The 18,487-nt window shown below is 62.4% G+C and carries 19 protein-coding genes; 9 read left to right on the plus strand and 10 right to left on the minus strand.

Translation table 11 applies throughout. From position 1 onward, the window contains the following. Window positions 1–9: 9 nt before the first annotated feature. On the minus strand, window positions 10–1,932 hold the full coding sequence (locus G6K99_RS01960; protein ID WP_174195557.1) for a glycosyltransferase family 2 protein: 1,923 nt from the start codon (window positions 1,930–1,932) through the stop codon (window positions 10–12). Between the two features lie 103 nt (window positions 1,933–2,035). On the opposite strand from G6K99_RS01960, the gene G6K99_RS01965 reads away from it, so the two are divergent. Then, the gene (locus G6K99_RS01965; RefSeq protein WP_174195558.1) at window positions 2,036–2,890 is read left to right on the plus strand and encodes a transporter substrate-binding domain-containing protein; all 855 of its coding nucleotides are present in this window, start codon (window positions 2,036–2,038) and stop codon (window positions 2,888–2,890) included. A gap of 43 nt (window positions 2,891–2,933) precedes the next feature. On the opposite strand, the gene G6K99_RS01970 is transcribed toward G6K99_RS01965, so the two are convergent. The 3 genes from G6K99_RS01970 to G6K99_RS01980 all read right to left on the minus strand — a co-directional run bounded on the left by G6K99_RS01970 (window position 2,934) and on the right by G6K99_RS01980 (window position 4,961). Then, window positions 2,934–3,599 (minus strand): helix-turn-helix transcriptional regulator, encoded by a 666-nt coding sequence (locus G6K99_RS01970; RefSeq protein ID WP_062453904.1) that lies wholly within the window; start codon window positions 3,597–3,599, stop codon window positions 2,934–2,936. A gap of 211 nt (window positions 3,600–3,810) precedes the next feature. Then, on the minus strand, window positions 3,811–4,458 hold the full coding sequence (locus tag G6K99_RS01975; protein ID WP_062453903.1) for a response regulator transcription factor: 648 nt from the start codon (window positions 4,456–4,458) through the stop codon (window positions 3,811–3,813). A 98-nt stretch (window positions 4,459–4,556) separates the two neighbouring features. Beyond that, entirely contained in the window at window positions 4,557–4,961 is a 405-nt protein-coding gene (locus G6K99_RS01980) for a hypothetical protein (protein WP_092663642.1), read from the minus strand. 92 nt (window positions 4,962–5,053) lie between these two features. Between G6K99_RS01980 and G6K99_RS01985 the strand changes: the two genes are divergently transcribed. After that, window positions 5,054–5,401: a DUF952 domain-containing protein gene (locus tag G6K99_RS01985; protein ID WP_174195559.1), complete on the plus strand. Its 348-nt coding sequence runs from the start codon at window positions 5,054–5,056 to the stop codon at window positions 5,399–5,401. Between the two features lie 11 nt (window positions 5,402–5,412). Next, window positions 5,413–6,501 (plus strand): quinone-dependent dihydroorotate dehydrogenase, encoded by a 1,089-nt coding sequence (locus G6K99_RS01990; protein WP_174196021.1) that lies wholly within the window; start codon window positions 5,413–5,415, stop codon window positions 6,499–6,501. A gap of 13 nt (window positions 6,502–6,514) precedes the next feature. Here G6K99_RS01990 and G6K99_RS01995 read toward each other — a convergent pair whose 3' ends face one another. Further along, window positions 6,515–7,000, minus strand: coding sequence for a CAP domain-containing protein (locus tag G6K99_RS01995; RefSeq protein WP_174195560.1), 486 nt, complete (start codon window positions 6,998–7,000; stop codon window positions 6,515–6,517). Then, window positions 7,001–7,267, minus strand: a complete 267-nt coding sequence (locus G6K99_RS02000) for a DUF6460 domain-containing protein (protein ID WP_062453898.1) — start codon at window positions 7,265–7,267, stop codon at window positions 7,001–7,003. It abuts the gene before it with no gap. Between the two features lie 219 nt (window positions 7,268–7,486). On the opposite strand from G6K99_RS02000, the gene G6K99_RS02005 reads away from it, so the two are divergent. The 5 genes from G6K99_RS02005 to pdeM all read left to right on the plus strand — a co-directional run bounded on the left by G6K99_RS02005 (window position 7,487) and on the right by pdeM (window position 13,209). Beyond that, window positions 7,487–8,413, plus strand: coding sequence for a class I SAM-dependent methyltransferase (locus tag G6K99_RS02005; protein WP_174196022.1), 927 nt, complete (start codon window positions 7,487–7,489; stop codon window positions 8,411–8,413). A gap of 138 nt (window positions 8,414–8,551) precedes the next feature. Further along, entirely contained in the window at window positions 8,552–9,169 is a 618-nt protein-coding gene (locus G6K99_RS02010) for a YitT family protein (RefSeq protein WP_062453896.1), read from the plus strand. Further along, window positions 9,169–9,813 (plus strand): YitT family protein, encoded by a 645-nt coding sequence (locus G6K99_RS02015; RefSeq protein WP_113165332.1) that lies wholly within the window; start codon window positions 9,169–9,171, stop codon window positions 9,811–9,813. The genes G6K99_RS02010 and G6K99_RS02015 overlap by 1 nt, the downstream gene beginning before the upstream one ends. 39 nt (window positions 9,814–9,852) lie before the next feature. Next, entirely contained in the window at window positions 9,853–12,375 is a 2,523-nt protein-coding gene (locus G6K99_RS02020) for a ligase-associated DNA damage response DEXH box helicase (protein WP_174195561.1), read from the plus strand. 87 nt (window positions 12,376–12,462) lie between these two features. Continuing rightward, window positions 12,463–13,209 carry a ligase-associated DNA damage response endonuclease PdeM gene (gene pdeM, locus G6K99_RS02025; protein WP_371816112.1) on the plus strand — a complete coding sequence of 249 codons (747 nt, stop codon included), beginning with the start codon at window positions 12,463–12,465 and terminating at the stop codon, window positions 13,207–13,209. Here the strand turns inward: pdeM and G6K99_RS02030 are convergent. The 3 genes from G6K99_RS02030 to G6K99_RS02040 all read right to left on the minus strand — a co-directional run bounded on the left by G6K99_RS02030 (window position 13,188) and on the right by G6K99_RS02040 (window position 15,437). Beyond that, window positions 13,188–14,108: an alpha/beta fold hydrolase gene (locus G6K99_RS02030; RefSeq protein ID WP_174195562.1), complete on the minus strand. Its 921-nt coding sequence runs from the start codon at window positions 14,106–14,108 to the stop codon at window positions 13,188–13,190. The genes pdeM and G6K99_RS02030 overlap by 22 nt on opposite strands. A gap of 82 nt (window positions 14,109–14,190) precedes the next feature. After that, a complete protein-coding gene (locus tag G6K99_RS02035) occupies window positions 14,191–14,916 on the minus strand; it encodes an anti-sigma factor domain-containing protein (protein WP_174195563.1) in 726 nt (241 codons plus the stop codon). Further along, entirely contained in the window at window positions 14,913–15,437 is a 525-nt protein-coding gene (locus G6K99_RS02040) for a sigma-70 family RNA polymerase sigma factor (protein ID WP_174196023.1), read from the minus strand. The genes G6K99_RS02035 and G6K99_RS02040 overlap by 4 nt, the downstream gene beginning before the upstream one ends. 311 nt (window positions 15,438–15,748) lie before the next feature. Here G6K99_RS02040 and G6K99_RS02045 point away from each other — a divergent pair, with 311 nt between their 5' ends. Then, window positions 15,749–16,549 carry a DUF4394 domain-containing protein gene (locus tag G6K99_RS02045; protein WP_174195564.1) on the plus strand — a complete coding sequence of 267 codons (801 nt, stop codon included), beginning with the start codon at window positions 15,749–15,751 and terminating at the stop codon, window positions 16,547–16,549. Between the two features lie 60 nt (window positions 16,550–16,609). On the opposite strand, the gene G6K99_RS02050 is transcribed toward G6K99_RS02045, so the two are convergent. Beyond that, complete coding sequence (locus G6K99_RS02050; RefSeq protein WP_174196024.1) at window positions 16,610–18,412, minus strand: chloride channel protein; 1,803 nt, start codon at window positions 18,410–18,412, stop codon at window positions 16,610–16,612. Window positions 18,413–18,487: the final 75 nt, after the last annotated feature.

The following is an 18,487-nucleotide window of genomic DNA, read 5'->3' on the forward strand; positions in this document are numbered from 1 at the left end:
CTCTCCCGATCAGCTCTCCTTCCGGCGCGGCATGTGGGGTGTCTTGCTCCAGTGGAAGGGCTTTGTCCTGAGTTCCCGTAGCGCCTTCCAGGCGGCGAAGGATGTCATCATCCAGTAGAGCGGCACGGCAACCCAGCGGCGTCCGACGAGGCGCTTCTCGTGGTCGGTCATCGATCCGATGCCGAGGCCGAGGAAGATGAGATAGCTGCCGAGAATGTTGGTGAAGTCGATCGCGAACAGGCCGACGACCTCAAGCGGCAGCGTGTCGATCGGCGCCCGCAGCATTGCTGAGAAGCCGACGCCGAGAAAGACGAGGATCAGCGGATGCAGCAGCGATGACAAAAGCATGCCGCCCACCAGCAATTGGATCACGCAGAAAGGCTTGATGCCGATTTCGCCGATCAGCCGCGCCGGGTCGCGCATCAGCACCAGCCAGGTTTGCAGCCAGCCCTTGAACCAGCGGCTTCTCTGCGACGTCCACACCTTGATCGATAAAGGCGCGTCCTCCAGCGTCTGGTGCCGCATCACGTCGGCGGTAAAGCCGAGCCGGTAGAGCCGCATGCCAAGATCGGCGTCTTCCGTCACGTTGTACGGATCCCATCCGCCGGCTGCGATCAGCGCGCTGGTGCGGAAATGGTTGGACGTGCCGCCGAGTGGAAGCGGCATGTTCATTCTCCCGAGCATCGGCAAAAGGCCGCGAAACAGCGCTGCATATTCGAGCGAAAACAACGCGCTCAACCAGCTTTCCCGGGCGTTGGTGATGATCAGTGGTGCCTGCAGGCAGGCAAGTTCGGATGGTGCCGCGCGAAACCGCCGGTACGCCTCGCGGAGTTGTAGCGGGTGCGGCCTGTCCTCGGCGTCGTAGATTGCCGTGAATTCGCCGCGCGCACCTTTCAGCGCATAGGTGAGAGCCTTTGGCTTCGTCCGCGGACCATAGGCCGGCACTTCGACGATCTCGAATTGGGGGCCAGGCTCAAGCACCTTCAAGGCTTCGATCGTTTGCCGGTCGTCGATTTCGCATACGAACTTGATGTCGAGCAGAGATGCGGGCCAGTCCAGCCGCTTGAGGCTTGCGACCAACTGCTCGGCCATGTCCTCTTCGCGGTAGAGTGCGACCAGAATAGTGTAACGCGGCAGCGGCCCGAACGGTGGAGCGACTGGCACGCGTTCAGGTGCCACCAACGTTTGCCGGATCATCGCCGAAAGTCGCAGACAGAGCGTCGAAAAATAGGTGAGTGACAGGACGATATGCAGCGCAAGCAGCGTATCGATCGGTGCAATCAGCAGGAGACAGGCAAGGGTCGTCAGAAACGACCCACCGTAAAAGCCCTGGTGGCCTGCGAGTACAACGCGGGCCGACAGCAGGGGTCTCTGCTCGAACAGAGTATTCGTGGTCTCGCGGATGCGGCGCGCTGCGTCGGCTTTCCAGACGGATTCGCGAATGGCGCTCGGCGTGGTGATGACGAGATCGCGGCCCACAAGCGGCAGGGTCGCAAGCGTTGCCGCAATCTGCGAAAGTCGCGCCGCCTCCGGCACGATGGCGATTTCCTGCGCCTTGTTGCGATGGGCGATCCTCACAATGGTCGGGCGTGTCAGCTGGGCGTCGGTCGAGGGCAGGATAACGACAAGCGCGGGATCGAGCGACGAGACGAAGGGAAGTCGCAGCAGACGGGCGATGGCACCGTAATAGGCGTCTTCCCTCACGTCGCCGCATGCCAGAAGCTCGGCCTCGACCGTCGTCCCGTTTTGCCTGGAGAGGCCAGCCAGCTTGGCGATCAACGGTTTCGAGAAACCGAGGGCCGCAAGCGCTGTCAGCTCGACCTGGATGCCGGGACGAAAGTCGAGCAATTGCCCGGACTCGATCTCGTCGGTCGGCGGCGCCCCCGTTTCGTCGTGATAGGTCGGCTGCGAAGCATGTTCCTCTGAGCGCATGTTGCTGCTACACCGTCCGCAGACGAACCCCTATTGCCCCACACGGATCATAAAGATGCGATACCTGATTACATCCCTAAAAAGCAGTGGTGTTTTCAAGTTTATGCAGCTCTTGGTGGTGGTGATATACGGACTTCTGTCCGCAACGCAGGCACTTGCGGCCTCCACCGCTCCGCCTTCTACCCCGGCGACCCAGCTTCCGCTGATGTTTGACGCACGAGAACGCGTGGAGCGCCAGGATCTGTCGACAATCCTGCGCGTGCGCATCCTGACGACTGTCGATTTCCCCCCTTTCAATTTCGCAGATCAATCTGGCCGGCTGTCAGGCTTCAACATCGATCTCGCCCGCGAGATTTGCACGGTCCTGAAGATCGAGGCAAAGTGCCAGATTCAGGCCATGCCCTTCGCGGATCTCGAAAAGACCCTGGAAGACGGGGGCGGGGAGGCCGTGATGGCAGCGGTCGCCGCAACTCCGTCGCTGCGGCAGCGCTTTCTGTTTTCCAGGCCCTATCTCGGTATCCCGGCAAGGTTTGCCCGCAACAACGCGGCGACACTGGCTGCGACCACGGTATCGGACCTCAGCGATCGTCCGGTCGGTGTCGTCAAGGGAACGGCGCATGAGGCGATGCTAAGAGCGTTCTTCCCGAAGCTCACGCAAAAGCCGTTCGACAGTTACGAGGACATGCTGGAAGCTCTGAAGGAGAGACAAGTGGATGCCGTCTTTGCCGATGGCCTTCGCCTGCCGTTCTGGGTCGCAAGCGAGGCATCGGAGACCTGTTGCAGCCTGTTCGACGGCCCCTACCTGTCGCAGAAATTTCTAGGCGAGGGCCTGACCATCATGGTCCGCAGAAACGATCCGACCCTTGCCGCCGCCTTTGATCAGGCGCTGGCCGAATTGTCGCGCAACGGCCGCCTGCAGGAACTCTACCTGCGCTATTTCCCGAACGGCCTCTATTGAGACAGAGGAATTTTTTCTCAAGAGACGCTGAATGCAACGCGGCTTACTGGCTCGCCCAGATGATCCGTGCCATCCATTCCACATCGGCCGTGTCGAAGGAACGGTTCGCGTGTTCGGGGTTGAGCGACAGAAGCTCGATCAGGCGCGCGCTCTGGCGCGCCAGAACTTTCGCCATCACCTCGCCCTCGCGGGTTTTCAACACCACGCGGTCGCCACGCCGAACCTGTGCGCCGGGCTCGACGATCAGCACGTCGCCGTCCCGATAGAGCGGCATCATGGAATCGCCCTGGACCTCGAGCGCGTAGACACCGGCTTTTCGGGCGGGATCGACGGGAAATTCCACCACATCCCAGCCCTGTCCGGCAGGAAAACCGCCATCGTCGAAAAAGCCGCCGGAGCCGGCCTGGGCAAAGCCGAGCAGCGGGATCGTGCCGTTCTGGGAGGGAAAATTGCCGTCGGGAAGTTGCGACCTGCCCATCGCATGCGGCAGATAGCTCATGAACTGATCGACCGTTGCGCCGGTCGCTTCCAGAACTTTGGCAATCGATTCCGTCGAGGGCCATCGCAGTCGTCCGTCGGGGCCAAGCCGTTTCGACTTGTTGAACGAGGTCGGATCCAGTCCTGCGCGTCGGGCAAGCCCAGACGGCGACAGCTGATGACGCTCAGCCAGCGTGTCGATCGCGATCCATATCGTCTCATGTGACAGCATCGTCGTCCCTGCCCCCGGCGCAAGAGGAAACAGCCGTTGCCGCCTTCCGCCTGCCATTGCCGATCAGTCCCGTTGGATGCAAGCGTCAAGGATACCGGCCCTCAAGGCGCCGCCGCCCGGAGATGGGCGATCTCCGCTTGCTCGTCGCAGAATTTAGCCCAGCAGGGGGATTTCGTAAAGCAGAAAAGGAATAAAATCCTTTGCTGCTATCCTACGCCACCATGGCCATGTTGAGCCGGCCGAGCTTGATGACGGCTTGGGTGCGACTATCGACGTTCAGCTTCAAAAGAATAGCCGAGACATGCGCCTTGATGGTCGCCTCAGAGACGCCCAGCTCGTAGGCGATCTGCTTGTTGAGCAGGCCTTCGCCAAGCATCGACAGAACCCGGTGCTGCTGGGGCGTCAGCGTCCGCAGACGGTCGAGAATGTCTGATCTTGCGGCGTCTTCCTCGCTCTGCGATGTCTCGCCTTTCGGCACCCAGATATCGCCTTCCAGCACGGCCTGTATTCCGGCCCTGATATCGTCAAGCCCGCAGGATTTGGAAATGAAGCCGGAAGCGCCCAGATCGAGCGCCCGCCTGATCGTGCTGCGATCGTCCGTGGCTGAAACGATGATCACCGGTAGCGCCGGAAAGGCCGACCTGAGCGACGTCAGACCCGCAAATCCGCTCACGCCCGGCATGGCAAGGTCGAGCAGCATGAGATCGGTTTCGGGATTGTCTTGCGCCGCTGTTCTCGCCGCATCGAAGTCGCCCGCTTCGATGATGACAATTTCGTCGGCAACGCCTTGTATCGCCTGTTTCAGCGCACCGCGGAAAAGCGGATGGTCGTCGGCGATGATGATGTTGAGTGTCTGCATGTCCACGCCCCCTCCCAAAGGCATAGTCGTGCTTTCCCTGTAATACCTAATGTGTAGCGCTGAGTGTGGCGCGACACAAGTCTGCAAAATAGCATGACTCAGGTCCTGTCCGGTTGCGGCTCACCGCCAAATTCCCGCACCATCGACATGACGCCGCGCATGAACCGCTCGATGATCGAGAGCGACCGGTCGACAGCATCGTCATCAGGAAAGGTCTTGGGGCGATCGGCAAGACGCTGTTCCAGCGCGGTCACCCGTTTTTCGAGCAGATCCAGTTCCTTTTCATAGGCGGCCCGCTCGTCCGGTGCCATGCGGCAGACCAGTTCTCCGTCGGTGTCGTTGCACAGCGACATCGCGCCGGTTTGCGTATCCAGCCGAACGATCCCCTGTTCGGTCCGCTCCAGCTGGAACCGCCGGTCGTCTTGCGCTTGAGCCGGCAGCGAAAGCACCTGCGTCGAGAGCGCAACGGTTACAAAGACTCGTGTCGCAGTGATCCTTTTCATGATCCTTCCTCCTCATTGCACCATGGACAATCAACGCCCTTTGCGGCAAACGGTGCCGATCATAGATCAGAGCCGGACTATGGGAGTTCGTGATGCCCGATATCGTCTACAAGATCGTACCCGATGTGCTTTGGCGCAAGGCCAAGGAGACCGGCCGCTTCGAAGGTGCGGAAATCGACCTGCGCGACGGCTACATCCATTTCTCCACCGGGTCCCAGGCGCGCGAAACGGCCAAGCGGCATTTCGCCGGTCTGACGGGCCTGATGCTGGTCGCCGTCAACACGCTGGTTCTGGGCGATGCCCTCAAATTCGAACCCTCTCGCGGTGGCGATCTTTTCCCCCACCTTTACGGCTTCCTGCCGTTTTCGGCCGTGCTGTGGGAAATGCCGCTGCTGATCGGCGTTGACGGCCAGCATGCCTTTCCGGAGAAAATGCCATGATCGGTACAGTGATGCGGCCCTTTTCGGCGTTCGCGTCGCGCAGTCTGTTCGTCTTCGATCCGGAAAAGGCCCACGGCCTGTCGGTCGCAGCGCTGAAAAGCGGTGTCGTGCCCGCCTGCAGCCTGAAAGCCGATCCGCGGCTTGCCCAGACGATCGCCGGCATCCGCTTCGGAAACCCCGTCGGGCTTGCCGCCGGCTATGACAAGAATGCCGAAGTGCCGGATGCGGTCCTGAAGCTCGGCTTCGGATTTACCGAGGTCGGTACCGTGACGCCGAAGCCGCAGGCCGGCAACGACAAGCCGCGCATCTTCAGGCTGGTCGAGGATCGCGGCATCATCAACCGGCTCGGCTTCAACAACGAGGGGCACAAGGCGGCGTTCCAGCGCCTGTCGGCCCGCCGCGGCGCAAGCGGCATCGTCGGTGTCAATATCGGCGCCAACAAGGACGCACAGGACCGTGTCGCCGATTACACCGCTGGTATCCGCAAATTCTACGGCCTTGCCACCTATTTCACAGCCAATATCTCGTCTCCCAACACGCCCGGCCTGCGCGACCTGCAGGCACGCGACAGCCTGAAGGCGCTGCTTGAGGCAATCCTGTCCGTGCGTGACGAAGAGGCGACCCGCCATGGCCGTTCCGTGCCGATCTTCCTGAAGATCGCGCCGGATCTGACCGAAGAAGGAATGGATGACGTCGCGGCAGAAGCCACCTCGCACGCTCTGGATGGCCTGATCGTCTCCAACACGACACTGGCGCGCGACGGCCTGCGCAACCAGACCCAGGCGAAAGAAGCGGGCGGCCTTTCGGGCGCACCGCTGTTTTCACGCTCGACGACCGTGCTTGCCAAGATGCGCCAGCGGGTGGGCAAGGACCTGCCGATCATCGGCGTCGGCGGTGTGGGAAATGCGGCGCAAGCGCTCGAAAAGATCCGCGCCGGAGCCGATCTCGTTCAGGTTTATTCCTGCATGGTCTATGAAGGGCCGGGCCTGCCATCCGCAATCGTTCGCGGCATGTCGTCTCTGCTTGACCAGGAAAAGGTCGCATCGATCCGCGATCTCCGCGACACGCATCTCGACCAATGGGCGGCCAAAAGCCTCTAGCCGCCGGCTTCGATCAGTTGGAAAGCACCATCGCCCAGTACAGCCGTCCGTCGCTTGCGCGGGCGGCGGCAACGCCGAGGCCCTTGTAGCTGCCCAGCATGTTGCGCAAGTGTTTCGGCGAGTCGATCCAGGCCTGGACCGCGTCGCCGACATCATGCTGGCCAGCCGCAATGTTTTCCGCCGCTGGCAGCGCCACCTCGCTCTTTCGCATCCGGTCGCCGAAATCGTCCCCGAAGCCGATCAGGTGCTTCATTTCCTTGGCCTTCGCCATTCGGACGGCCTGCCGCCCTGCTGCCAGTCGTGCCTGCTTGTCGAGGCCAAGAGACGAAAGGCCCGTTGCCTGGCGCAGCTTGTTGACGAGCGGAAGCGCCGCTTCCGTCTCGTCGACAGAACCCGGCGTCGGTGTCAGGACTGCTGTGGTGGAGCAGCCGGCAAGGAGAAGGCCGGTGCCGGCGAGCGCCAGAAACGTGCGGCGGGAGGGGAGAGACACCATCGACATTCAGCGGCGAATGCTCAGAAGCCGCAGCACGATGAAGACAGGCACCACGATGATCGCGCCGAGAAGGAGATAGTCTCCGACGCGTCCCAGTGCCTGGAAACCGTTGTACCAGAGGTCGAGGAAATAATAGCGGATGGTGTCGACGATATTGTCCGGCGTGAAGCCGAAGAACGCCAGCACGAAGCCTACGATCAGGCAGACGACGATCAGCTTGATGATCGTGCGGCCGATCGAATCGCCGAGGAACCTGTTCACGCCATCCGCCATCGTCGATCGTCTCCACCGTTGAAAAATTGGTTTGGGATTGCCATAGCCTTGCGGGAACAGTCCCGCAACCTGTCACATAGGCACTCTTCACTAGCCTCTCAAATACAACTTGAGTTTTTTTGTGGCCCGGGTGACAGGAGGGGCGAGGGGAATGGCGAGATGACGCAACTCCACCGTCGCCGCAACTCCCGCCGTAACTCCAGTGAAAGCCGTCACGCCATGAGCGCGATCCAGTTCTCTTCCGGTGACGTCATTGCCGACCGCCGTGCGGATTATGCGCGCATGCTGGCCGAGGGACAGGATTTCTCCGCCGCCGCGGAACTGATGGAGCAGGCACTTGAGCTCGTCCCCGCATGGGCCGCCGGATGGTTCAGGCTCGGCGAATACCGCGACAAGGCAGCGCTCGCGAATGCCGCCGACGCCTATCGCCGCGCGCTCGAACTGCAGCCCGACGATATCTTCGGTGCAAGCCTGCGCCTCGCCCTGATCGGCGCCGGCGATGTCCCGGACCAGCCGCCGAGCCGTTATGTGGAAGGCCTGTTCGACGATTATGCCGACAGGTTCGATACGTCACTGGTGGAAAAGCTCAACTACTCGGTCCCGGAAAAGCTTGGCACGCTGGTTGCGCCGCATGGGCCGTTTGCGACCGTGGTCGATCTCGGCTGCGGCACCGGCCTGTTCGGGGCCGAGATCCGCGACCGGGCAGGGCGCCTCGAAGGGTTCGACCTGTCTGCCAACATGCTGGCCAAGGCTGCGGAAAAACACATCTACGATCACCTAGGGCAATCGGACCTCAGCCTTGAGGCAGCACAGTCCGGCCTGTTCGACACGCTTCCACCCCATCGCGCCGACCTCGTTTCGGCAGCCGATGTGCTGATGTATCTCGGCTCGCTCGAAACCGTGTTTCCGCTCGTGACCGAGCTTCTGGCACCGGCCGGTCTGTTCGCCTTCTCGGTGGAAGATGCGGGCGACGATGAGACGTTTGTGCTTAAGGATTCGCTCCGTTACGCCCATTCTGAAGTCTATATCGGTGGCCTGCTCGCGCATTACAGCTTCGATCTCATCGCCGTCGAGCGCACGACCATTCGCATGGACGCCGGCAAACCCATCCATGGCATACTGTTTCTGTCGCAAAAGACGGGCTGATCCTTCACTTTCTTGTTATTTTGAAACGTTGTCGTCCGGCGCAGCGATGCCGCTTGATGAAGCTGCTATCGCGGTGCACAATCGCCCAAAATCAAGGGGAATAGCGTGGCCGACGAACAGGTTGCAGCAAGGCGCCGTATGGGTTTCTACAGCCTTGATCCGGCACGCCACACGATGCTGGAAGATGCGCAGGGCCTGTTCATCAGCGCCATGGTTGCAGCCCTCGGGCTTTATCTTCTGAACCAGGTCGGGCTCCTCACCAGCGGCACGGCCGGCGTCGCCTTCCTGCTGCATTATGCGTTCGACATTCCCTTCGGCGTCCTGTTCTTCGTCGTCAATCTGCCATTCTACTACCTGTCCTTCAAGCGCCTCGGCCTCGGCTTTTCGGTCAAGACCTTTATCGCCATTGCCGGCGTTTCCGTCATTGCCGAGCTGGAGAAACGCTTTCTGGTGATCCAGTATCTCGATCCGTTCTGGGCAGCGCTGCTCGGCGGCATCCTGATCGGCTTCGGCCTTCTGGGCCTTTACCGGCACCGCGCCTCGCTTGGCGGCATCGGCATTCTCGCGATCTACATCCAGGACCGGTTCAAGATCCCGGCAGGCCTCGTCCAGCTGGGTTTCGATCTCTGCGTCATGGCCGCTGCCTTTTTCGTCGTCAGCCCGATGACCGTGGTCTGGTCGCTTCTGAGCGCCGTCGTGCTCAATCTTCTCCTGACCGTCAACCATCGCTCCGACCGCTACATCGCGGTGCGCTGATGGCAAACGTGACCGACAAAAAGAGCCCCGTCGGCCTTTGGGCTTCAAGCTCGGAAAAACACTCGCTCATTGAAGATGTGCAGGCGATCCTTGCCGGTTCCATGCTGGCAGCGCTGGGCGTCGTGCTGCTGCAGGCCGCAAACCTTCTGATCGGCGGCACGGCAGGTATCGGCTTCCTGCTGCGCTACTCCGTCGATATCAGTTTCGGTGCCGCATTCTTCCTGCTCAACCTGCCCTTCTACTGGCTTGCCTACAGACGGCTCGGTCCGGTCTTCACGGTCAAGACCTTCTCCGCCGTCGCGGTCACGTCGGTGCTCACGGGCGTCCTGCCGAAGGTGATCACCATCAGCGCCATCGATCCAGTCATTGCCGCCCTGTTCGGCGGTCTCCTGATCGGTTGCGGCATGCTAATCCTGTTTCGCCATCGCGCCTCGCTCGGTGGCTTCGGCATTCTGGCGCTCTACCTGCAGGACCGTCTCGGCTGGCGCGCCGGCTTCGTCCAGCTCGGGCTTGATTGCGTCGTGCTGGTCCTGTCCTTCCTCGTTGCCAGCCCCTTCGTCATCCTCTGCTCGGTCATCGCCGCCGTGACGCTGAACCTGACGCTTGCGATCAACCACCGCACCGACAGATATATCGTTCGGTAATGCTCTTCATTTTCGCCAGGTTCGTCTTACCTTAACGACGTGGATCTCGTCGAAAACCCAACGCCCGGCTCTGATGCTGTCGCTCTGCCCCGCCCGTTCCTCAAATGGTTCGCGGAAAAGGGCTGGTCTCCGCGCGCCCACCAGCTGGAGCTTCTCGCCCGCGCGCAGGCCGGCGAAAACATGCTGCTGATCGCGCCCACCGGTGCCGGCAAGACGCTTGCGGGCTTCATGCCGTCGCTGACCGATCTGGTCATGCGTGGCAAGATCCCGCCGGGCTCGGCGTTTACCGGTATCCACACGCTCTACATCTCGCCGCTGAAGGCGTTGACGGTCGATATCGAACGAAACCTGATGAAGCCGGTCACCGAGATGGGGCTTGCCGTCACCGTCGAGAACCGCACCGGCGACACGCCGCAGTCGAAACGCCAGCGCCAGAAGCTCAACCCGCCCGATATCCTGCTGACCACGCCCGAACAGGTGTCGCTGCTGCTCGCCAACAAGGAGGCGGAGCGGTTCTTCAAGGACCTGAAATACGTCGTCCTTGATGAACTGCATTCGCTGGTCACCTCCAAGCGCGGCCATCTCCTGTCGCTCGCACTCGGGCGCCTGCGCCGCCTCGCACCCGGCATGCAGACGATCGGGCTGTCGGCCACCGTGGCCGATCCGATGGATCTCCAGCGCTGGCTGGTGCCGCAGGGCGAAAACCCGGCCCCACCCGCCGGCCTCGTCCATGTGACGGGCGGTGCTGCACCCGATATCACCATTCTCGACACGGAAAACCGCATCCCCTGGGGCGGCCATGTTTCTGCCTATGCCATCCCGGACGTCTACCGCGAGATCAAGCGCCATGCGACGACGCTGATCTTCGTCAACACCCGCTTCCAGGCGGAATTCCTGTTTCAGGCGCTCTGGACCATCAACGACGACAATCTTCCGATTGCCCTTCACCACGGCTCGCTCGATGCCGGCCAGCGTCGCAAGGTGGAAGCGGCGATGTCCGAAAACAAGCTGCGCGCCGTCGTCGCCACCTCGACGCTCGACATGGGGATCGACTGGGGCGATATCGATCTCGTCCTCCATATCGGGGCGCCCAAGGGGGCCTCGCGTCTCGCCCAGCGGATCGGCCGCGCCAATCACCGCATGGACGAACCCTCGAAGGCGATCCTCGTGCCTGGCAACCGGTTCGAGGTGATGGAATGCCAGGCGGCGCTCGATGCGAATTACCTGGGCGCCCAGGATACGCCGCCGGTCGGCGAAGGTGCGCTTGATGTTCTCGCCCAGCACGTCCTCGGCATGGCCTGCGCCGAGCCGTTCGATCCGCTCGAGCTCTATGACGAGATCATCTCGGCCTCGCCCTATGCCGGCCTTTCCTGGGAAATGTTCGAACGGATCGTCGATTTCGTCGCGACCGGTGGCTATGCCCTGCGCGCCTACGAGCGTTACGCCAAGATCCGCAAGACGGAGGAGGGCCGCTGGCGGGTGTCGAACGCGCAGGTGGCGCAGCAATACCGCCTCAACCTCGGCACCATCGTCGAGGCGACCGAACTCAGTGTCCGCCTCGTCAAGCGCAATGCCAAGGGCGCAGTCGGCCGCGGCGGCATGACGCTCGGCAAGGTGGAGGAGCAGTTCCTGGAACAGCTCGTGCCCGGCGATACGTTTCTGTTTGCCGGCAAGGTGCTGCGGTTTGAAACCATCCGCGAAAACGAATGTCTGGTGTCGAACACCTATTCCACCGATCCGATGATCCCGACCTATGCCGGCGCAAAATTTCCGCTCACCACCTATCTCGCCGATCAGGTGCGCGCCATGCTGGCGGATCCGGAACGCTGGAAGGTTCTGCCGGATCAGGTGCGCGACTGGCTGGCGATCCAGAAGGAACGCTCCATCCTGCCGCGCCGCGACGAGTTGCTGATCGAGACGTTTCCGCGCGGCAAACGCTTCTTCATGATCGCCTACTGCTTCGAAGGTCGGCTCGCCCACCAGACGCTCGGCATGCTTCTCACACGCCGGCTGGAACGCGCAGGCGGCAGGCCGCTCGGCTTCGTCGCCACCGACTATTCGCTCGCCGTCTATGGTCTCAACGACATGGGGGGCATGATCGCCGATCAAAGCCTCAGCCTTTCCGACCTGTTCGACGAAGACATGCTGGGCGACGATCTCGAAACCTGGCTCGCCGAAAGCTATCTGCTGAAGCGGACTTTCCGCAATTGCGCCGTGATTTCCGGGTTGATCGAGCGGCGTCATCCGGGCAAGGAAAAGACCGGCCGGCAGGTCACGGTCTCGACCGATCTGATCTACGACGTGCTGCGCAGCCACGAGCCTGATCACGTTCTTTTGGAGGCGACACGCCGCGATGCGGCAACGGGGCTTTTGGATATTGGGCGGCTAGGAGATATGCTGGCCCGAATCAAAGGGCATATCACCCACCGTGCGCTGGATCGCGTTTCGCCGCTGGCGGTGCCGATCATGCTGGAAATCGGCCGTGAAACGGTACCGGGCGAAGCGCAGGACGTGGTGTTGGCCGAGGCCGCAGACGAATTGATCGCCGAGGCGATGGGGTAAGGCTTTATTCGCGACGCTAGCCCGGACAAGGGCCCGGCACGGCGGATAAAAGGCTTTGCACCGCAAGACAGGAAAGACGGAAAGACATTGCTGCACCGCCTGCGCCTCGCCGCCCACTCCAGCACGATGACCCCGGCCGCAACCGGCGCCGAAGAGATCGTCGTCCACGGCGTCGCGGCTGTCTGCGATCCGCTCGGCGGCCTCTATCTGCCGGCAACCGGCATGCTCGTCGTGTCCGACCTGCATCTGGAAAAAGGCGCTGCCTTTGCAAGGCGCGGCATGATGCTGCCGCCCTACGATACGATCGCCACTCTCAACATCCTCGCCGCCGTCATTGCCCGCTACGATCCGAAAGTGGTCGTGTCGCTCGGCGACAATTTCCATGATCGCCGCGGCTCGGAATACCTGCCGGCAAACCTGCGCACGATGATCGCAGACATGGCGCGCGGCCGCGACTGGATCTGGATCAACGGCAACCACGATCCTGATGGAACGATCGACCTGCCGGGCACCTGCTCCGACGAACTCGTCTATGGCGACCTCGTCTTCCGTCATGAACCGAGCCTCGCTGCCGGCCCGAACGGCGTCAAGGGTGAGGTCGCAGGCCATCTCCACCCGTCCGCCACGGTCCGCCGCCGCGAAAAGTCCGTCCGCCGTCCGTGCTTTGCCAGCGACGGCCACCGCCTCCTCATGCCCGCCTTCGGCGTTCTCGCCGGCGGCCTCGACCTCAATCACAAGGCGATGCACGGCATATTCGACCGCGAAACCCTGGTCGCCCACCTCCTCGGCCGCGACCGCATCTATTCGGTGCGCTACGGCAATTTGCTGGGCTGATCGCCCCAGGGATTAACCCCCTCCTTCAGCCAACGTAGTGTGTCGGTCCAGAACTCCTCCCTGTGGCGCGCGTGGAACAGGCCGAAATGCCCGATCCGTGAGTGCCCGTAGACCGCGGGCTCCAGCAGAACCTCCGTCCGTTCGGCGCCGGTATAATAGCCAAGGCTGCGGCGAATAGCTGCCACGCTGCCGATGTCGTCGTCCGCAACGGCAATGGCCAGGATGGGTGCCGTGACCGCCGCAAACCGGCGCAGAATCTCGTCGCGCTCGCCGACCGGATGGGTCATCTCCATCCGGGCCCCGCGAAAGCTCCACTCGTTGGCAACGCCCGCCGGCAGGTCTTCGAGCCAGCCGAGCCGCTTGCCCGGGAAATAGCCGAATGCGGCGGTGAGCACCGGCATCACGACATGCCACTTGAAAAACAGCCGGGCGCGGTGCCCCGGCGCATAATCTCGCCAGTAGGCGTATTGCGCGCCCACCGTCAGCATCCGGTCGATCCGTGCCCCGTTCGGAGATAGGCCGGGCAGATAGCCGCCGATACTGTGGCCAACCACCTGCAGCGGTTGATCCGGCCGCCTGTCGTGCATGAACCGAAGCGCTGCGTCGAAATCCTGCTCGCCCCAGTCCCGCCAGCGAGAGCCGCAGCCCTTAAGGCTCGCCGGTCGCGACAGTCCGATGCCGCGATAATCGTAGGTCAGTACATCGAAGCCGTGCCTCGTTAGAAACTCTGCATAATAGTGATAGTAGCGGGCAAGGACGCCGGTCGCCGGGTTGATGATGACGCTGGCAAGCGGCGGCCCCGATGCTGGCCAGATGTGACCGCCGAGCACCACCCCGTCCTGGCAGGTGATCGTCATCGGTTCACCTGTCGGACGTGGTGTGTCCTGCGTCAGCGTCATCCCATTCTCCCTTCGCCGAAGGGAGAATACAGCCCGGTTTTTGGTGCGCAATTGGCCGAAAGGCCAAGGCGGTTGCGCGCCTCTACCGCGCCAGTTTTGCGAACCCCTTGGCGAGGATCGGGCCGGTCGGCCGGCCGGTCGGGGAGCCGCCGGCTTGTTCGAGGGTGATCTCGTAGAGCTGGGTATCCTGGGGTCTCGGCAGCGCAGGGCCGTGCAGCGTGGCGGAATGCGCGCCTTCCAAAAGGCCGAGCGACATCGGCCCCATGTCACGCGAGGGCAGCGTCCAGACCTGCATCGTCTTGTCTTGCGGCACCGCAAAGTCGCTGAGCAGTCTGACACTTGCCGTGTCGTTGCCGAAGTCCTCGACCACGGCCTGGATTTCGCCGGCCTCGTTGAGGAGCACGGCCACCACCAGCGGCTCGTTCACCCGGGTGACGCTCCAGACCAGACCACCGGCAAGGATCAGCGACGCCGCGATTGCGGAGATCGCGGTTGCCCGCCAGCCGGAGCGGCTGTTGTCGTTGCCCGCGAGAGGCAGTCTCGGCGAAACCGAAGCGAGAGACGGGGCAGCGGCGCCCGGTTGCTCCGGCAGACGGGAAGAGATCGCGTCCCACAGCGCCGAGGATACCGGAGCCGGCTCGACGCTGGTGTCGAGCGGCAGGAACCGCTCGCGTGCCCTGGCGACTGCTTCGGCAAGGCCGCCGTCGCGCTCGATGGCGGCTTCGACCTCGGCAGCCTCAGCCGCATCGAGAAGACCCAGAACATAGTCGTCGGCGATGGCCGGAAAGTCTCGTTCCTCGATCCTCATGCCATGCACTCCCGCAGCGAGGAAAGTCCGCGCCGGATCCACGATTTTGCCGTTCCAAGCGGAAGCTTGAGGCGTCCGGCGATCTCGCCATGCGTGTAGCCGCCGACATAGGCCATCAGGATGCCGCGTCGCTTGATCTCGTCGAGGGAACCGAGGCACTCGTGCAGGCGGCTGTTGCGGTCGAGCCTGTGGAAAGAGGCCATGATCTGGTCCAGCTGCTCGCCGTCCTGCAGCGTCTCCAGCCGGTCTTCGCCAACCAGATCCTCGCGCTTGCCGTCGCGCAGCAGATTGAGCGCGCGGTTGCGCACGATCGCGTAGATCCAGCCGCGCGCCGATCCGCGCTCGGGCGAATATTGATGCGCATGCGTCCAGATGCGGATGAAGGCTTCCTGCACCACTTCTTCCGCCAGTTCCCGCCGGCGCACGATCCGCTGCGCGACGGCGACCAGCCGGCCGGCCTCGTGGTCGAAGATGCGGCGCAAGCCCTGACGGTCGCCCGCAGCGCAGGCGGCAAGCGCCATCTCGAGATCGTGTGTTTGGTCGGTCACCAGGGCCAAGCCGCTCTCTCCCCATGCGCGTTCGCAGGAACGCGAATATTGTCTCTGTGCTGTTGCCACGGCGGGCATGGGCTCGTCCAGTCTCGAAAGGTTTACCGGCTGCAAAGTCGCCTTCGAACTTAAGGACACGCCAAACCGGAAAATGGATGCAGCGAAAAAATATTTTCGTCTGCTGCATCCAAACGTATCCTCCCGTGTGTCTCCCTTCTGAGAGCATCGGAAAGGCCATGCGCCGACATGCTCTCGTCAAAGGTTTCAACGGGAGAACAGACACCATGAAGACCCTTCGCCACGCTCTGATCGCATCCTCGATCCTCGCAGCTTCAGCCGTCACGGGCGCAGTTGCCGCCTCCGCCGCCCCGGTCCTCGGTCTCACCGGCGACAAGACGCTTGTCATGTTCGACACGGCAAAGCCTGAAGTCACCAAGACGATGGAAGTCACCGGCGTCACCAAGCTGGTCGGTATCGATTACCGTCCTGGCAACAAGACCGTAATCGGCGTCACGCCGGAACACGCGATCGTCTCGATCAATCTCGAAACCGGTGCCGCCACCGAAGTCGCCAAGATGGACAAGATGCTGACCATGTCGGACGCTCCGGTCGTGGTCGATTTCAACCCGATGGCGGACCGCCTGCGCTTCATGACCGGCACCACCAACCACCGCGTCCATCCGGATACGGGCGCCGTCACGGTCGATGGGACGCTCGCCTTCGAAGAGGGCGACATGCACAAGGGCGAAGCCCCGAACATCGTCGCCGCGGCCTATACCAATTCGATCGGCAAGCCCGAGAAGACCGCGATGTACAACATCGATGCCACGATCGGCGCACTGATCCAGCAGACCAAGCCGAACGACGGTACCCTGAAGGCAATCGGCAAGCTCGGTCTCAAGGACAAGCCTGCGACCTACGCCTTCGATATCCAGGGTGAGGACGGCGGCAAGAACACCGCCTATCTCGCAGCCGGAAAGATGCTCTACACGGTCAACCTGGAAACGGGCGCTGCGACCGAAGTCGGTACAATCTCCGGCGTCGAGACCGATGTACGTGACATCGCGGTTCTACCTGCTATGTAATGCCACCGGCGGGGCGGGCCACAGCGGTTCCGCCCCGTCGACTCAAACGATGCGTGCCGCCTAGATCTCGCCCGAGATCTCCCGACGCCGTCGGTCCAGCTCTTCCGTATAGCGCCGCAGCGTATGACTTTCCGAAAGCTGGCCGATCACCTTGCGCTCGATCTGGTTGTTGACCACGGCCAGCGCTTCCGTCTCCGTCTTGTCGAACATCGCCGCTGCCTGCTTGGCATTCATGCTGCGCAGGAGAACGTCGTTCTTGAAGCGGATGAAATCGGCTAGCTGCGGCTTTTCCTCGCCGCCTTCGGTCGCCGCCGAATAGATTTCCGGCGTCAGCACCATGCCGATATATTTTTCGTCCTCACCGACCATGATCACGCGCTGGGTTGATCCGAGCGGAAACTCCTTGCGAAAGTCCTCGAGTGTCATGGATGCCGGTGCCGTCTTCACGTCGGCGCGCATCAGCTTGTCGACGGTAAGGTTGCGGATCCACCCGACGTCATGGGCGCTGCGGATGCTTTCACCACGCAGGTGAAAACGCCATGTCGCAAACGAGTAGCCGAATGTGGTGCGCACCACGACGGACGAGGTGATGACCGCGGCAAGCGCCAGCGCCGTGATCGGAAAGTCACCGGTCACTTCGAGCGCCAGGAAGGTCATGGTCAGCGGTCCGCCGATCACGGCAACGGCCATCGCGCTCATTCCGACCACGGCATAGATGACTGGGGTCAGCGTCGCATTGGCGAAAATGTAGGGTGTCGAATAGGCAAACAGCTTGCCGATCAGCGCACCGAGAAACAGCGAGGCAAAGAACAAGCCGCCACGGAAACCGGCGCCGATGGTGATGGCCGAAGCGACGGATTTCAGCAGAAGCAGGCCCAGCACCGCGCCAATCGCCATATTCTGGTTGAGGCTCGCATGCAGCGCGCCGTGACCGGCCGAAAGCACCTGCGTATCGATCAGCGCCAGCAGGCCCACCGCAAGTCCGCCGATCGCCGGCCGGAAGGCGGACGAGATGGAACTGGCGCGCGCCAGTTCCTCGACCTTGGTCACACCCTGCATGAGCAGGATGCCGCCGCCCGCACAGACGATGCCCAGCACCACCGCCGGCAGGTAATCGGCGGGCACGACGGTGCCGATCTTGCCGATATCGATCATGAAGGCATCGCCGACGAAAAGCCGGGTGACGAAGGTTGCCGCAAGCGCCGCAACGACGACGGGCGCGAGGCTCACGATCGTGTAGGTGCCGATGATCAGCTCGAACGCGTAGAAGGCGCCGGTCAGCGGCGCGTTGAAGGCGGATGCGATGGCACCGGCAGCACCACAGCCGACCAGCACACGCAGATCCGTTCGGCGCAGCTGCACCAATGAGCCGATCTTCGACGCAATGCCGGAGGACAGCTGCGTATAGCCGGCCTCAAGCCCGATCGAGGTGCCGAAGCCGTTGGAGATCAGGTTCTGCACCGCGACGATGATGCTGTCGGTCAGTGACAGGCGACCGCCATGCAGCGCATTGGCCTCAATCGGGTCGACCATCGGCTTTTTACGCCACTTGCGCAGGATCAGGTGCAGCAGGCCCATAACGACACCGCCGGCAACCGGCGCCAAAAGCACCGTCGTCGGCTCGAGAAACGCTGCCGAGCTTAAGCGCTCGGTGCTGCCTATCTTGAAGATCAGGACATGCAGCGCGTGCGAGATAAAACTCATCGCGGCGACCGCGAGGCCGGCGAGAACCCCGACAACGCCTGCGATCAGGATCAGGCCGAATTCGCTGCGCCTGATGACTGCGCGCAGTTCGGATGGCCGAAGCAGCGGACGGAGGAGGGACAGGGAAGCCAAAAGGCGTGCGGCGATCCGGCGGAACATGCTGACGCTTTGCATTGGAACTGTATGTTGCGCCCTAACTAGGGCGTGAGGAGAGGATTGGAAACCGTTCCGGCG

This window comes from Neorhizobium sp. AL 9.2.2 (assembly GCF_013317225.1).
Lineage (GTDB): Bacteria > Pseudomonadota > Alphaproteobacteria > Rhizobiales > Rhizobiaceae > Neorhizobium > Neorhizobium soli.

What these genes read in the sequence shown, in the direction of transcription:
- G6K99_RS02045 (WP_174195564.1), top strand. Translation starts at nt 15,749, where the DNA reads ATGAAGACCCTTCGCCACGCTCTGATCGCATCCTCGATCCTCGCAGCT.
- G6K99_RS01975 (WP_062453903.1), bottom strand. Translation starts at nt 4,458, where the DNA reads ATGCAGACACTCAACATCATCATCGCCGACGACCATCCGCTTTTCCGC.
- G6K99_RS02050 (WP_174196024.1), bottom strand. Translation starts at nt 18,412, where the DNA reads ATGTTCCGCCGGATCGCCGCACGCCTTTTGGCTTCCCTGTCCCTCCTC.
- G6K99_RS02035 (WP_174195563.1), bottom strand. Translation starts at nt 14,916, where the DNA reads ATGAGGATCGAGGAACGAGACTTTCCGGCCATCGCCGACGACTATGTT.
- G6K99_RS02030 (WP_174195562.1), bottom strand. Translation starts at nt 14,108, where the DNA reads ATGACGCTGACGCAGGACACACCACGTCCGACAGGTGAACCGATGACG.
- G6K99_RS01965 (WP_174195558.1), top strand. Translation starts at nt 2,036, where the DNA reads ATGCAGCTCTTGGTGGTGGTGATATACGGACTTCTGTCCGCAACGCAG.
- G6K99_RS02015 (WP_113165332.1), top strand. Translation starts at nt 9,169, where the DNA reads ATGGCAAACGTGACCGACAAAAAGAGCCCCGTCGGCCTTTGGGCTTCA.
- G6K99_RS01970 (WP_062453904.1), bottom strand. Translation starts at nt 3,599, where the DNA reads ATGCTGTCACATGAGACGATATGGATCGCGATCGACACGCTGGCTGAG.
- G6K99_RS02040 (WP_174196023.1), bottom strand. Translation starts at nt 15,437, where the DNA reads ATGGCGCTTGCCGCCTGCGCTGCGGGCGACCGTCAGGGCTTGCGCCGC.
- G6K99_RS01980 (WP_092663642.1), bottom strand. Translation starts at nt 4,961, where the DNA reads ATGAAAAGGATCACTGCGACACGAGTCTTTGTAACCGTTGCGCTCTCG.
- G6K99_RS01960 (WP_174195557.1), bottom strand. Translation starts at nt 1,932, where the DNA reads ATGCGCTCAGAGGAACATGCTTCGCAGCCGACCTATCACGACGAAACG.
- G6K99_RS01990 (WP_174196021.1), top strand. Translation starts at nt 5,413, where the DNA reads ATGCGGCCCTTTTCGGCGTTCGCGTCGCGCAGTCTGTTCGTCTTCGAT.
- G6K99_RS01995 (WP_174195560.1), bottom strand. Translation starts at nt 7,000, where the DNA reads ATGTCGATGGTGTCTCTCCCCTCCCGCCGCACGTTTCTGGCGCTCGCC.
- G6K99_RS02005 (WP_174196022.1), top strand. Translation starts at nt 7,487, where the DNA reads ATGAGCGCGATCCAGTTCTCTTCCGGTGACGTCATTGCCGACCGCCGT.
- G6K99_RS02000 (WP_062453898.1), bottom strand. Translation starts at nt 7,267, where the DNA reads ATGGCGGATGGCGTGAACAGGTTCCTCGGCGATTCGATCGGCCGCACG.
- G6K99_RS01985 (WP_174195559.1), top strand. Translation starts at nt 5,054, where the DNA reads ATGCCCGATATCGTCTACAAGATCGTACCCGATGTGCTTTGGCGCAAG.
- G6K99_RS02010 (WP_062453896.1), top strand. Translation starts at nt 8,552, where the DNA reads ATGGGTTTCTACAGCCTTGATCCGGCACGCCACACGATGCTGGAAGAT.